The sequence below is a fragment of the Streptomyces griseorubiginosus genome, assembly GCF_017614965.1.
Classification (GTDB): Bacteria; Actinomycetota; Actinomycetes; order Streptomycetales; family Streptomycetaceae; genus Streptomyces; species Streptomyces griseorubiginosus_B.
In genome coordinates, this window is record NZ_WVUG01000244.1 from 1 (window position 1) to 13597 (window position 13597).

General features: G+C 69.6%; 10 protein-coding genes and 2 pseudogenes. 9 read left to right on the forward strand and 3 right to left on the reverse strand.

All coding sequences use genetic code 11. The features are described from left to right. On the reverse strand, positions 1–574 hold a 574-nt coding region (locus tag GRC12_RS32695), incomplete at its 3' end, for an NADAR family protein (protein WP_208783227.1). Between the two features lie 212 nt (positions 575–786). On the opposite strand from GRC12_RS32695, the gene GRC12_RS32700 reads away from it, so the two are divergent. The 8 genes and pseudogenes from GRC12_RS32700 (at position 787) to GRC12_RS32735 (ending at position 10520) form a co-directional block, all read left to right on the forward strand. Next, the gene (locus GRC12_RS32700; protein WP_208783228.1) at positions 787–2328 is read left to right on the forward strand and encodes a gamma-aminobutyraldehyde dehydrogenase; all 1542 of its coding nucleotides are present in this window, start codon (positions 787–789) and stop codon (positions 2326–2328) included. Between the two features lie 48 nt (positions 2329–2376). Beyond that, on the forward strand, positions 2377–3624 hold the full coding sequence (locus tag GRC12_RS32705; protein WP_208783230.1) for an ABC transporter substrate-binding protein: 1248 nt from the start codon (positions 2377–2379) through the stop codon (positions 3622–3624). Between the two features lie 5 nt (positions 3625–3629). Continuing rightward, positions 3630–4784 carry an ABC transporter ATP-binding protein gene (locus tag GRC12_RS32710; RefSeq protein ID WP_208783242.1) on the forward strand — a complete coding sequence of 385 codons (1155 nt, stop codon included), beginning with the start codon at positions 3630–3632 and terminating at the stop codon, positions 4782–4784. Continuing rightward, on the forward strand, positions 4784–5707 hold the full coding sequence (locus tag GRC12_RS32715) for an ABC transporter permease (protein WP_208783232.1): 924 nt from the start codon (positions 4784–4786) through the stop codon (positions 5705–5707). Before GRC12_RS32710 ends, GRC12_RS32715 begins: the two co-directional genes overlap by 1 nt. Continuing rightward, positions 5708–6508, forward strand: a complete 801-nt coding sequence (locus tag GRC12_RS32720; protein WP_208783234.1) for an ABC transporter permease — start codon at positions 5708–5710, stop codon at positions 6506–6508. It begins immediately after the preceding gene. A 20-nt stretch (positions 6509–6528) separates the two neighbouring features. Continuing rightward, complete coding sequence (locus GRC12_RS32725) at positions 6529–7947, forward strand: NAD(P)/FAD-dependent oxidoreductase (RefSeq protein ID WP_208783236.1); 1419 nt, start codon at positions 6529–6531, stop codon at positions 7945–7947. Between the two features lie 117 nt (positions 7948–8064). Continuing rightward, the gene (locus GRC12_RS32730) at positions 8065–8511 is read left to right on the forward strand and encodes a hypothetical protein (RefSeq protein WP_208783237.1); all 447 of its coding nucleotides are present in this window, start codon (positions 8065–8067) and stop codon (positions 8509–8511) included. Between the two features lie 201 nt (positions 8512–8712). Continuing rightward, positions 8713–10520: pseudogene (locus tag GRC12_RS32735) on the forward strand (chitinase). Here the strand turns inward: GRC12_RS32735 and GRC12_RS32740 are convergent. Then, entirely contained in the window at positions 10459–11325 is an 867-nt protein-coding gene (locus tag GRC12_RS32740) for a phosphatase PAP2 family protein (protein WP_208783238.1), read from the reverse strand. The pseudogene GRC12_RS32735 and the gene GRC12_RS32740 overlap by 62 nt on opposite strands. Before the next feature lie 191 nt (positions 11326–11516). Then, the gene (gabT, locus tag GRC12_RS32745) at positions 11517–12851 is read right to left on the reverse strand and encodes a 4-aminobutyrate--2-oxoglutarate transaminase (RefSeq protein ID WP_208783239.1); all 1335 of its coding nucleotides are present in this window, start codon (positions 12849–12851) and stop codon (positions 11517–11519) included. A gap of 239 nt (positions 12852–13090) precedes the next feature. Between gabT and GRC12_RS32750 the strand changes: the two are divergent. Continuing rightward, a pseudogene (locus GRC12_RS32750) lies at positions 13091–13597 on the forward strand (ATP-binding protein); the annotation flags it as partial.

The window sequence follows — 13597 nt, forward strand, 5'->3', positions numbered from 1 at the left end:
CTGCCCACTTGTCCCGCAACCGCCCCCGCGCCTCCATCAACGCGAATCCCAGCAGGTTCGGCCCCCTCCACCGCTCCGGATCCGTCGCCGCCTCGTCGTCCGCCGTGAGGCCGATGCCCCATACGCGGTCCACGGGACTCGCCTCCACCAGCACGCGATCACCCGTGCCCAGCAGAAAGCCCCGCAGGTCGGCGTGCGCGGCGAACTTGTGGACGCTGCCCTCGACGACGATCCCGAAGCGCTCGCGTTCCCAGACCGCCTCGTCGAAGCCCCGCACCAGCCGCCCCGCCTTCTTGGCCTGCGAGGGATGCCCGGCCTCCAGGGCCCGCCGCTCCGCCTCCGCGTCCCCGAACAGCCGCGCCTTGCCCGCCATCATCCAGTGCTCGGCGGTCGCGTAGGTGACCCCGTCCACCGTGAACGGCGACGGCCACCACTGGCTCAGACAGCTCGCCCCGACCTGTCCGTCCGCCCGCGGCCGATGCCCCCAGAAGTGCAAGTACTTGATCTTCGCCCCCGCGTGGACCTCCCTGACCAGGGCCTCCCGCGAGTCGATCCTCCCCGTGATCCTCTCCATGCATGCGAGTCTCGCAGCCACCACTGACACTCCGTCCCCCCTTTTCCACGCTCACTCGACACCTGGTCGACAGATTCCGTCGCGTAACCGAAAGGCAACAACGGAATCACTTGTCGACCGCCATTCCCTCTGTCAGGATCGGCACTCAAATCGAGCTGGAGCTACGCCACCCGCCCCCTTTCCCCCGTGGGGCGACGGCGGAGGAGAGCGACATGCAGAACCCGGGCACCGCCACCCCGGAACGATTCCCCGCGCAGGACCGCCTCGCGGACGGCGCGCAGTACATCGCGGGACGCCTGACCAAGGGCACGTCCGGCCGTACGCACGCCGTCGTCGACCCGGCGACCGGCGAGGAGGTCTACACGTACGAGCTGGCCGGCCCGGACGACGTGGACGCGGCCGTCGCCGCCGCCCGCGAGGCCTTCCCGGGCTGGGCGGGTGCCACCCCGGGCGAGCGCTCGGACGCCCTGCACCGGTTCGCCGCCGTGATCGCCGACCGTGCCGAGGAGTTCGCGCGCGCCGAGGCCCTGCAGTGCGGCAAGCCGATGAAGCTGACCCGCGAGTTCGACGTGCCGGGCACCATCGACAACACCGCCTTCTTCGCGGGCGCCGCCCGGCATCTGCAGGGACAGTCGGCCGGCGAGTACTCCGGCGACCACACCTCGTACGTCCGCCGCGAACCGATCGGCGTCGTCGGCTCCATCGCGCCCTGGAACTACCCCCTGCAGATGGCCGCCTGGAAGATCCTCCCGGCGATCGCCGCGGGCAACACCATCGTGCTGAAGCCCGCCGAGCTGACCCCGCTCACCTCGCTGCTGTTCGCCCGGGCCGCCACCGACGCCGGCATCCCGGACGGTGTCGTCAACATCGTCACCGGGACCGGCAAGGAGGCCGGCGAGCACCTGGTCGGTCACCCCGATGTCGCGATGACCTCCTTCACCGGCTCCACCGCCGTCGGCAAGCGCGTCGCCGAGATCGCCACCGCGACCGTCAAGCGCCTGCACCTGGAACTCGGCGGCAAGGCCCCCTTCGTCGTCTTCGACGACGCCGACCTGGAGGCGGCCGTCAACGGCGCGGTCGCGGGCGCGCTCATCAACACCGGACAGGACTGCACGGCCGCCACGCGCGCGTACGTGCAGCGGCCCCTCTACGAGGCGTTCGTGGAGCGGACGGCCGCCCTCATGGAGACCGTCCGGCTCGGCGACCCGTTCGCGCCGGGCACCGACCTCGGACCGCTGATCTCGCACGTCCAGCGCGACCGCGTCGCCGGTTTCGTCGAGCGGGCGCGCTCCTACGCGCGCGTGGTCACCGGCGGCGAGGCCCCGCAGGGGGAGCTGAAGAGCGGCGCCTACTACCGCCCGACCCTGGTCGCCGACGCCGCCCAGGACAGCGAGATCGTCCAGTCCGAGATCTTCGGCCCTGTGCTGGTGGTCCTGCCGTTCGACAGCGACGATGAAGGAATCGGACTCGCCAACGACACGCCGTACGGTCTCGCCGCCTCGGCCTGGAGCCGGGACGTCTACCGGGCGAACCGCGCGACCCGCGAGATCAAGGCGGGCTGCGTGTGGGTCAACGACCACATTCCGATCATCAGCGAGATGCCGCACGGCGGGTACAAGGCGTCCGGCTTCGGCAAGGACATGTCCGCGTACTCGTTCGAGGAGTACACGCAGATCAAACACGTCATGTTCGACAACACGGCGGTGGCCCGCAAGGACTGGCACCGCACGATCTTCGGGGACCGACAGCAGTAGAGCAGGCCGCCCGACCCGCGGCCGCGACTCCCGAAAGGGCAGCAGCGCATGGAGCAGTACGAGCCCGACCGCCTGTCACCGGCCGTGGCGGCCGCGATGCGGCGCAGCCTTCGCAACGGCCGGGCGGCGATGACCCGCCGGTCCCTGTTGCGCGCCTCCGCGGGCGGCGCCCTCACCCTCGGCGGCCTCGGCGCGCTGAGCGCCTGCGGCATCCCCGCGGCCGGCAAGACGAGCGGCGGTGTCTCCGCGGACGACCACTCGGCCAAGGAGAAGGAGGTCAACTTCTCCAACTGGCCCGAGTACATCGACGTCGACGACAGCGGGAAGCACCACCCCACGCTGGACGCGTTCCGCAAGCGGACCGGCATCACGGTCAAGTACACCGAGGACATCAACGACAACGACGAGTTCTTCGGCAAGATCCAGCCGCAGCTCGCCGCCGGGCAGGACACCGGCCGTGACCTGATCGTCCTCACCGACTGGCTGGCGGCCCGCATGATCCGGCTCGGCTACGTGCAGAAACTGGACGCGTCGAACCTGCCGCACGCCTTCGCCAACCTCTCGGACCAGTTCCGCAGCCCCGACTGGGACCCGGGCCGCGCCTACTCGTACGTGTGGCAGGGCATCTCGACCGTCATCGCGTACAACAAGCAGGCGCTCGACGGTGTCGAGGTGAAGTCGGTCTCCGACCTGCTCGACAACCCCAAGCTCAAGGGCCGGGTCGGCCTGCTGACCGAGATGCGTGACACCGTCGGCATGACCATGCTGGACATGGGCAAGGACCCGGCGAAGTTCACCGACGACGACTACGACGCCGTCATCGCCCGCCTCCAGAAGGCCGTCGACAAGGGCCAGATCCGCCGCTTCACCGGCAACGACTACACGTCCGACCTGACCAAGGGCGACTTCGCCGCGTGCGTGGCCTGGGGCGGCGACATCGTCCAGCTGCAGGCGGACAACCCGCACGTCGGCTACGTCATCCCCGACAGCGGCTACATGACCTCGACGGACAACATGATGATCCCCAACAAGGCCCGTCACAAGACGAACGCCGAGCGGCTCATCGACTACTACTACGAGCCCGGACCGGCCGCCGAGCTCGCCGCCTACGTCAACTACGTCAGCCCCGTCGCGGGAGTGGTGCCCTACCTTGCCAAGATCGACAAGTCGGCGGCGAGCAACCCGTTGATCGTCCCCGACCGGGCCATGCAGGCCAAGTCCCACGCCTTCCGCGCCCTGAGCTCGAAGGAAGAGACGGCCTACCAGCAGAAGTTCGCGAAGCTCACAGGGGCGTGACGAAGATGACCAAGGACACCAGCGGCGACGTCCGCCTCTCCGGTATCAGCAAGACGTACGACAACGGTTTCACCGCGGTGCACCCGCTCGACCTGACCGTGCCGCAGGGCTCCTTCTTCGCCCTGCTCGGCGCCTCCGGCTGCGGCAAGACCACCACCCTGCGCATGATCGCCGGCCTGGAGGACCCCACCAGCGGCACCGTCCACCTCGGCGAGCAGGAGGTCACCCAGCTCCCGCCCTACAAGCGGCCGGTGAACACCGTCTTCCAGTCGTACGCCCTCTTCCCGCACCTCGACATCTTCGAGAACGTCGCCTTCGGCCTGCGCCGGCGCGGCATCAAGAGCGTGAAGAAGCAGGTCGAGGACATGCTGGAGCTGGTCCAGCTCGGCGAGCAGGCCCGCAAGAAACCGCACCAGCTCTCCGGCGGCCAGCAGCAGCGCGTCGCCGTCGCCCGCGCCCTGATCAACCACCCCAAGGTGCTCCTGCTCGACGAGCCCCTCGGCGCCCTCGACCTCAAGCTGCGCCGCCAGATGCAGCTGGAGCTCAAGCGCATCCAGACCGAGGTCGGCATCACCTTCATCCATGTCACGCACGACCAGGAGGAGGCCATGACGATGGCCGACACGGTCGCCGTGATGAACGCGGGCCGCGTGGAGCAGCTCGGCTCCCCGACCGACCTGTACGAGAACCCGCAGACCACGTTCGTCGCCAACTTCCTCGGCACGTCCAACCTGATCGAGGCCGAGGTCGACTCCAAGAGCGGCGACGACATCGTGCTGAAGGCGGGCGGCGGCAAGCTCGTGCTGCCCGAGGCGCGCTGTTCGGCGCCCACGACGACCGGCGGCAAGGTCCTGGTCGGTGTGCGCCCCGAGAAGATCTCCCTCACCCACGCCGACGACGCGGGCGAGATCGCCGAGGGCCGCAACCGCATCACCGGAAGGATCGCCGACTCCTCCTTCATCGGCGTCTCCACCCAGTACGTCATCGACAGCCCCGTCTGCCCCGAGTTCGAGGTCTACGCGCAGAACATCGACCGCGACGCCCGGCTGGTGCCCGGCGCCGAGGTCGTCCTGCACTGGAACCCGGCCCACACCTTCGGGCTCGACGCGGCGCAGGACATCGACGCCGGTGTCGCCGAGGTCGAGGAGGAGGCAGCCTGATGGCCGCCGTCACCGAGGCGCCGCCCCTGGCGCCGGCCCCCGAGAAGAAGCCCCCGCGCAAGCGGGGCCGCCTGGTGCCGTACTGGCTGCTGCTGCCCGGCATCCTCTGGCTGATCATCTTCTTCGCGCTGCCGATGATCTACCAGGCCTCCACGTCCGTGCAGACGGGTTCCCTGGAGGAGGGCTACAAGGTCACCTGGCACTTCGCCACCTACTGGAACGCCCTGTCCGAGTACTGGCCGCAGTTCCTGCGCTCGGTCCTCTACGCCACCGCGGCGACCGTGCTGTGTCTGCTGCTCGGGTACCCGCTGGCGTACCTGATCGCGTTCCGGGCGGGACGCTGGCGGAACCTGATCATGATCCTGGTGATCGCGCCGTTCTTCACCAGCTTCCTGATCCGCACCCTGGCCTGGAAGACGATCCTCGCCGACAACGGCCCGGTCGTGCACACCCTCAACTCGCTGCACATCCTGGACCTGACCAACTGGCTGGGCTGGACGGCCGGCGACCGGGTGCTGGCCACACCACTCGCGGTCGTGTGCGGACTGACGTACAACTTCCTGCCGTTCATGATCCTGCCGCTGTACACCTCGCTGGAGCGCATCGACGGGCGGCTGCACGAGGCGGCGGGCGACCTGTACGCGAAGCCGTTCACCACCTTCCGCAAGGTGACCTTCCCGCTGTCGATGCCGGGCGTGGTCTCCGGCACGCTGCTGACCTTCATCCCGGCGGCCGGCGACTACGTCAACGCGGACCTGCTCGGTTCGACGGACACCCGCATGGTCGGAAACGTCATCCAGACGCAGTTCCTGAGAATTCTCGACTATCCGACGGCCGCCGCCCTTTCCTTCATCCTCATGGCCGCGATCCTCGTCATGGTCACCTTCTACATCCGCAGGTCCGGGACGGAGGATCTGGTTTAAATGGCCTTCGTCAACTGGCTCAAGCGCCATCTCGTCGTCATCGCGGGGCTGATCACCCTCGGATATCTCCTGCTCCCCAACGTCATCGTGACGGTGTTCTCCTTCAACAAACCGAAGGGGCGCTTCAACTACGAGTGGCAGCAGTTCTCCCTGGACGCCTGGAAACAGCCCTGCGGGGTCGCCGACATGTGCGGCTCGCTCTCCATCAGCCTGCGGATCGCAGCGCTCGCGACCATCGGCGCGACGATCCTCGGCACGATGATCGCCTTCGCGCTGGTCCGCTACCGCTTCCGCGCGCGGGGCGCGGTGAACTCGCTGATCTTCCTGCCGATGGCGATGCCCGAGGTCGTCATGGCGGCCTCGCTGCTCACCCTGTTCCTCAACCTGGGTGCCCAGCTGGGTTTCTGGACGATCCTGATCGCCCACATCATGTTCTGCCTCAGCTTCGTCGTCGTCGCCGTCAAGGCGCGCGTGATGTCGATGGACCCGCGCCTCGAGGAGGCCGCGCGGGATCTGTACGCCAGCCCGGCGCAGACCTTCCTGAGGGTCACTCTGCCGATCGCGGCACCGGGAATCGCCGCGGGCGCGCTGCTGTCCTTCGCGCTCTCCTTCGACGATTTCATCATCACCAACTTCAACGCGGGCTCGACCGTCACCTTCCCCATGTTCGTCTGGGGTTCGGCACAGCGCGGAACGCCCGTTCAGATCAACGTCATCGGCACGACCATGTTCCTGGTCGCCGTCCTGCTGGTCCTGACGTCCATGGTGATCAGTAATCGCAGGAACAAGCAAAAGGCATAAGCCTGTAGGGAGTTGACATCATGGCCCCAGGCGCCATGAACCGCTGGACGACATCACTCTCCGACGCGCAGCCGGTCCCGTACTGGCTGGAGGACCCCGGCAAGCCCCACCCCGAGCCCGCGCTCACCGGCACCGAGACCTGCGATCTGCTGGTCGTCGGCGGTGGCTACAGCGGACTGTGGACCGCGCTGATCGCCAAGGAGCGCGACCCCGGACGGGACGTCGTCCTGCTGGAAGGCCGGGAGGCGGGCTGGGCCGCCTCCGGGCGCAACGGCGGCTTCTGCGCCGCCTCCCTCACCCACGGCCTGCCCAACGGCCTGACCCGCTGGCCGGAGGAGATCCACAAGCTCCAGGAACTCGGCGCCCGCAACCTCGACGAGATCGAGAAGGCGGTCGTCCGCCACGGCCTGGACTGCGACTTCGAGCGCACCGGTGAGATCGACGTGGCCACCGAGACCTACCAGGCCTGGGAACTGCGGGACTGGTACGAGGAGATGGAGCGCCAGGGGCTCGCCGAGGGCGTCGAGTTCCTGGACGCCGACGCGGTCCGCGAACAGGTCGACTCACCGACCTTCCAGGCGGGCCTGTGGGACCGCAGGGGCGTCGCCATGCTGCACCCCGCCAAGCTGGCCTGGGGCCTCAAGCGAGCCTGTCTCCGCCTCGGCGTCCGCATGTACGAGCACACCCCGGCCCTCTCCCTGAAGCCGTACGGCGCGGGGATGGCCGTACGCACGCCGTACGGCTCGGTGCGCGCCCGCAAGGTCGCGCTCGGCACCAACGTCTTCCCCAACCTGCTCAGACGGGTGCGGGCGTACACCGTCCCGGTCTACGACTACGCCCTGATGACCGAGCCGCTGACCGCCGACCAACTGGCCTCCGTGGGCTGGAAGAACCGCCAGGGGCTCGGCGACTCGGCGAACCAGTTCCACTACTTCCGTCTCTCCGCCGACAACCGCATCCTGTGGGGCGGTTACGACGCGGTCCACCACTACGGCGGCCGGGTGCGCGCCGAGTACGACGACCGCCCGGAGACCTACGCCAAGCTCGCCGGGCACTTCTTCACCTGCTTCCCGCAGCTGGAGGGCGTCCGCTTCACGCACGCGTGGGGCGGCGCGATCGACACCTGCTCCCGCTTCTCCGCGTTCTTCGGCACCGCGCACCAGGGCCGGGTGTCGTACGCGGCCGGCTACACGGGCCTGGGCGTCGGCGCCACCCGCTTCGGCGCCGAGGTCATGCTCGACCTGCTGGCCGGGGAGGCCACGGAGCGCACCTCGCTGGAGATGGTCCGCAAGAAGCCGCTCCCCTTCCCGCCCGAACCCTTCGCCTGGGCCGGCATCGCCCTCACCAAGTGGTCCCTCGCCCGGGCCGACTCCCACGCGGGCCACCGCAACCTGTGGCTGCGCACGATGGACAGACTCGGGCTCGGTTTCGACAGCTAGTCGTTCACATGTGACCCGGTTCACTCCGAAGGGTGAACGAAACCCGCGTAATGCGGACCAGAGATCTCCCTCTCTCCCGTGACGCGACCAGCGTCCAGGAGAGAGGGAGGTCTTCTCATGGCTGGGGCGAAGACGGCGGTCGAGTGGCTGGCATCCGTTGCTCCGGATCCCGAGGCCTGCCGCTGGGAGTGGGAGCGCAACCCCCTCGGGGTCGCGCTGCTGCCCGCCGGCAAGGCCTGGGACGTGCTGATCCTGCCGGGCGAGCTCGGCTATCCCACGCTCGACGTGCTCACCCGCATCCTCGACCAGCTCGGCCCGGTGCTGGTCGACTTCGGGGACGCGCGCATGGGCTTCTTCGTGCCGCCCGGAACCGCCGCCCGCTGGCTGGGCACCGGCATCCGTACGGCGGGCGCCGGCACCTGGATCGTGGTGCCGTACCCGGGCCGCTCCACCGGCGGCGTCCGCTGGCTGGTGCCGCCGGACGGCTCGGGCACCCTCACGGACCCGGCGCTGCTGGAACTGGCCATGCACGAAGCTGCCGCGGGCCTGGCGGAGGACGACTGAACGCCGTGGGGCGGGAGGTTGTCGGTCGACTGAGGCGTCGTGGGGGCCGGTCGCGCAGCTCCCGCGCCCTTTGGGGCGTTGGCGGACCGGCTGCCGGGTTGTTGCCTCAGCCCTTGACAACAGGATTGGTCTGGACCAAGTTGGGCGCACTCCGTCATCGCAACGCTCCACCCTCCAAGTCCCCCATGCCCGGAGGCTCTTGTGGACCGCCCCAGACGCACCAGATCCCTCCTCGCCGTGCTCACGGCCACCGTGCTGGCCCTGCCCGGCCTCACCGCGCTCTCGTCGGCCGCCCGTGCGGCGGACGCGGACCTGGCGCGGAACGGAGGCTTCGAGTCCGGCCTCGACGGCTGGAGTTGCAGCGCGGGCACGACGGTCGGCTCACCCGTGCACAGCGGAAACGCGGCACTGCGGGCGACCCCGGCCGGCAGCGACAACGCCCAGTGCGCGCAGACGGTGACCGTCCAGCCCAACTCCACCTACACGCTGAGCGGTTACGTCCGCGGTTCGTACGTCTACCTCGGCGCGTCCGGCACCGGCACCACCGACGTCTCCGCCTGGACGCCGACCGCCGCCGACTGGCAGAAGCTGACCACCACGTTCACCACCGGCGCGGCCACCACCAAGGTCACGATCTACACCCACGGCTGGTACGGCACCGGCGCCTACCACGCCGACGACATCTCGCTCGTCGGCCCGGGCGGCGCCTCCACCGGACAGCCCCCGGCCGCCCCCACCGGCCTCAGGGCCGACGCCGTCACCTCTTCCTCGGTCACCCTGTCCTGGTCCGCCGTCACCGGCGCGACGAGTTACGCCGTCTACCGCGACGGCGCCAAGGTCCAGTCGGTGAGCGGCACTTCGGCCACCGTCTCCGGGCTGTCCCCGTCCACCGCGTACAGCTTCCAGGTCACCGCCGTGAACGACGCCGGCGAGTCCGCGAAGTCGTCCGCCGTGACGGCCACGACCACGACCGGCTCGACCGGCGGGACGCCGGACCTGCCCGTCCACGCCCTGGTGGGCTACCTCCACGCGAGCTTCGCCAACGGCTCCGGCTACACCCGCCTGGCCGACGTCCCGGCGAGCTGGGACGTCATCGACCTGGCCTTCGGCGAGCCGACCTCCGTCACCTCCGGCGACATCCGCTTCACCCGCTGCCCGGTCACCGAGTGCCCGAACGTCGAGTCCGACGCCGAGTTCAAGGCGGCGATCAAGGCCAAGCAGGCGGCCGGCAAGAAGGTGCTGATCTCGATCGGCGGCCAGAACGGCCAGGTCCAGCTGACCACCACCGCGGCCCGTGACGCCTTCGTCTCCTCGGTCTCGAACATCATCGACACCTACGGACTCGACGGCCTGGACATCGACTTCGAGGGCCACTCCCTCTCCCTCAACGCCGACGACACGGACTTCAAGCACCCGACCACCCCCGTGATCGTCAACCTGATCTCCGCGCTGAAGACCCTGAAGGCGAAGTACGGCAGCAGGTTCGTGCTCACCATGGCCCCGGAGACCTTCTTCGTGCAGATGGGCTACCAGTACTACGGCACCGGCAAGTGGGGCGGCCAGGACCCCCGTTGCGGCGCCTACCTCCCGGTCATCCACGCCCTGCGCGACGACCTGACCCTGCTGCACGTCCAGGACTACAACTCGGGCCCGGTCATGGGGCTGGACAACCAGTACCACTCGATGGGGGGCGCCGACTTCCACATCGCCATGACCGACATGCTGCTCACCGGCTTCCCCGTCGCGGGCGACCCGGCCAACGTCTTCCCGCCGCTGCGCCCCGACCAGGTGGCCATCGGCATGCCCGCCTCGACGAACGCGGGCAACGGCTACGTGGCCCCGCCGAGGTCGTGAAGACCCTCGACTGCCTGACGAGGAAGGCGAACTGCGGCTCGTACCCCACCCATGGCACCTGGCCCGCGCTGCGCGGCCTGATGACCTGGTCGATCAACTGGGACCGCTACTCGAACGGGGAGTTCCAGAAGACGTTCGACGGCTATTTCGGCTGAGGAGCATCCACAGGCCCGTCAACAGCAGCGCGCACAGGCACCAACTGGCCACGACGTCCAGTGGCCAGTGGTAGCCGCGCCGCACGAGGCCGTAGCCGACGGCGAGATTCACCACCGCGCAGGCGACGACCAGTACCCGCCGGGCGTACACCGCGCGGAGCCGGGGGAGGAGGAGCAGGACCGCCGCGCCGTACGCGACGGAGGCGGTGGCGGTGTGGCCGGACGGGTAGTAGCCGGTGCCCGGGCCCGTGACCGGCGGACCCGGACGGTCGATCAGCACCTTCAGCGGGACGACCAGGGTCGGGACCAGCGCCATCAGGACGGCCGCGGCCAGGGGCGGCAGCCACCAGCGGTCTGTACCGGTGGCGCGCCCGCGCCAGGCGACGTACCCGATGGCGACGGCGAGCACGGGGACGGCGACACCGATGTTGCCCAGGTCGGCGAGGACCTCGTAGAAGCGTCGCGGATCCACGAGCGCGTGACTCACCCGCTTGTCCACGCGCACCAGCAGGCCGCCGGCCGCGACCTGCCAGGTGATCAGCGTGAAGAGCAGGGCGGGAAGCCCGAGGAAGAGGAGGAAGAAGGAGGCCGGCCGCCCCGGAACAGGGGGGGTCGTTCCGAGGCGGCCGATCTGACCGGATGGACGCCCACCCCGGGGGGTTTGGGGCGGGCGACTGTCCGATCGGTGAGGAGATCCGGAGCCTGAGGCTCCGTGTGTGTGCGCGAGGGCACGACCAGGTCGTAGCTGGGGAGGCCACGGCCTGAAGTCGCCCACAGTCCCCTGTGGGCGGGGTGTATCTCTCATCTGGGTAGAACCTACGGCAGTCCGGTGGCCGAAGACAGGCGGAATCGAGTCCCGACAGACACCTCGCACACGTTCTTCACACGGCCTGCCGCTCGCCGCCCCAGCCGCGCAGTCCCGGCGCTCGAAACGGCTGGGACGGCTGGGGCGCGGGAGACCGGCTTCCTGTGCGTGAGCTGCGGATTCCCTGTATCTCAGATCCGTGCGAGGGCCTGCTCGATGATGTCGAGACCCTCGCTGAGCAGGTCCTCGCCGATGACCAGCGGGGGCAGGAAGCGGAGGACGTTTCCGTAGGTGCCACAGGTCAGGACCAGCAGGCCCTCCTGGTGGCAGGCCTTGGCCAGCGCGGCGGTCGCCTCCGGGTTCGGCTCCTTGGTCGTACGGTCCTTGACCAGCTCGACGGCGATCATGGCGCCGCGGCCACGGACGTCGCCGATCACGTCGAACTTGTCGGCCATGGCGGTCAGCCGGGGCTTCATGATCGACTCGATGGTCTTCGCCCGGGCGTTGAGGTCGAGCTCCCTCATGGTCTCGATGGCGCCCAGCGCACCGGCGCAGGCCACGGGGTTGCCGCCGTACGTGCCGCCCAGTCCGCCCGCGTGCGCGGCGTCCATGATCTCGGCGCGACCGGTGACCGCGGCGAGCGGGAGTCCGCCCGCGATGCCCTTGGCGGTGGTGATCAGGTCCGGGACGATCCCCTCGTCCTCGCACGCGAACCACTGGCCGGTGCGGCAGAACCCGGACTGGATCTCGTCGGCGACGAAGACGATGCCGTTGTCGGAGGCGAACTTGCGGATCGCCGGCAGGAAGCCCTTCGCCGGCTCGATGAAGCCGCCCTCGCCGAGCACCGGCTCGATGATGATCGCGGCCACGTTGTCCGGGCCGACCTGCTTGCTGATCTGGTCGATGGCCTGCGCGGCGGCCTCCGGACCGGCGTTCTCCGGACCGGTCGGCCAGCGGTAGCCGTAGGCCACGGGCACCCGGTACACCTCGGGCGCGAACGGCCCGAAGCCGTGCTTGTACGGCATGTTCTTGGCGGTGAGCGCCATCGTCAGGTTGGTCCGCCCGTGGTACCCGTGGTCGAAGACCACCACGGCCTGCCGCTTGGTGTACGCCCGCGCGATCTTGACGGCGTTCTCGACGGCCTCGGCGCCGGAGTTGAACAGCGCCGACTTCTTCGCGTGGTCACCCGGGGTGAGCTCGGCGAGGGCCTCGGCGACCTCCACATAGCCCTCGTACGGGGTGACCATGAAACAGGTGTGGGTGAAGTCGGCGAGCTGGGCGGAGGCCCGGCGTACGACGGCCTCGGCGGACGCGCCGACGGACGTCACGGCGATGCCGGAACCGAAGTCGATCAGCCGGTTGCCGTCGACGTCCTCGATGATCCCGCCGCCCGCGCGCGCGGTGAACACGGGCAGCACGGAGCCCACGCCCTGCGCGACCGCGGCGGTACGGCGGGCCTGCAGCTCCTGCGACTTCGGGCCGGGGATGGCGGTGACGACGCGGCGCTCCTGCGGAAGGTCGCTCATGAGGGGCTCCTGGGGGGAATTGCGGTTTCTTGCCTTCTTTTCTCGCAGGCTAGGACGGGGAGCGTGGGGTGGGCATGCTCCATGTGGGCGTTGTCGGCGGATCGGGTTGTCCGCGGTGGACATGGCGCATCCGGGAGCACCCGGGCCCGCTCGGCCGCGCAATCGGTGAACTCCCTTGGTGAGGGCGTTAGATTGGCCGCTGAAGGTGGACGGAAGCGGCTGGTCAGGGAGCGAGGGCGATGGACAGCGACGGGACGCGGGACGCGCGGGAGACGCATGCGAATCCTGTGCCGCGGGCACGCTCCGCGGTGCCGCCCATGCCCACGGCGCCGCCGGTTCCGCCGCAACCGGACAGCTCGGGGTTCCTGGCGTGGCTGAGGGCGCCACGCCCGGAGGCGCTGCCCGGGGTGTGGAGGTTGGGACACAAGCCCCGCGCGCAGGAGGAACCGGAGCTCATCCCCGCCCGCCAGCTGATCAGCGGTGCGCTGATCGCCTTCCTCGTCGGCTGGCTCGTCTGGTCGCTGCTGTGGAACGGCTACCTCGGCGGCTGGTGGCTCCTGCCGCTCTACGCGATGATCCCGGACTCCTGGGCCGAGCCGCACAGCTTCGCCTCGGTCGTGGTCGTCTACGCCTACTACGTGCTGATCGCCCTGATCATCATGCTGGCCGTCGGCAGGCTCGGCCGCTGGAACGAGATCTGGCGCCGCTACGGCCCGCCCGCCTGGCGCGGCAGGACCGCTCCCCGT

What these genes read in the sequence shown, in the direction of transcription:
- GRC12_RS32725 (WP_208783236.1), top strand. Translation starts at nt 6,529, where the DNA reads ATGGCCCCAGGCGCCATGAACCGCTGGACGACATCACTCTCCGACGCG.
- GRC12_RS32700 (WP_208783228.1), top strand. Translation starts at nt 787, where the DNA reads ATGCAGAACCCGGGCACCGCCACCCCGGAACGATTCCCCGCGCAGGAC.
- GRC12_RS32730 (WP_208783237.1), top strand. Translation starts at nt 8,065, where the DNA reads ATGGCTGGGGCGAAGACGGCGGTCGAGTGGCTGGCATCCGTTGCTCCG.
- gabT (WP_208783239.1), bottom strand. Translation starts at nt 12,851, where the DNA reads ATGAGCGACCTTCCGCAGGAGCGCCGCGTCGTCACCGCCATCCCCGGC.
- GRC12_RS32740 (WP_208783238.1), bottom strand. Translation starts at nt 11,325, where the DNA reads ATGAGAGATACACCCCGCCCACAGGGGACTGTGGGCGACTTCAGGCCG.
- GRC12_RS32705 (WP_208783230.1), top strand. Translation starts at nt 2,377, where the DNA reads ATGGAGCAGTACGAGCCCGACCGCCTGTCACCGGCCGTGGCGGCCGCG.
- GRC12_RS32720 (WP_208783234.1), top strand. Translation starts at nt 5,708, where the DNA reads ATGGCCTTCGTCAACTGGCTCAAGCGCCATCTCGTCGTCATCGCGGGG.
- GRC12_RS32710 (WP_208783242.1), top strand. Translation starts at nt 3,630, where the DNA reads ATGACCAAGGACACCAGCGGCGACGTCCGCCTCTCCGGTATCAGCAAG.
- GRC12_RS32715 (WP_208783232.1), top strand. Translation starts at nt 4,784, where the DNA reads ATGGCCGCCGTCACCGAGGCGCCGCCCCTGGCGCCGGCCCCCGAGAAG.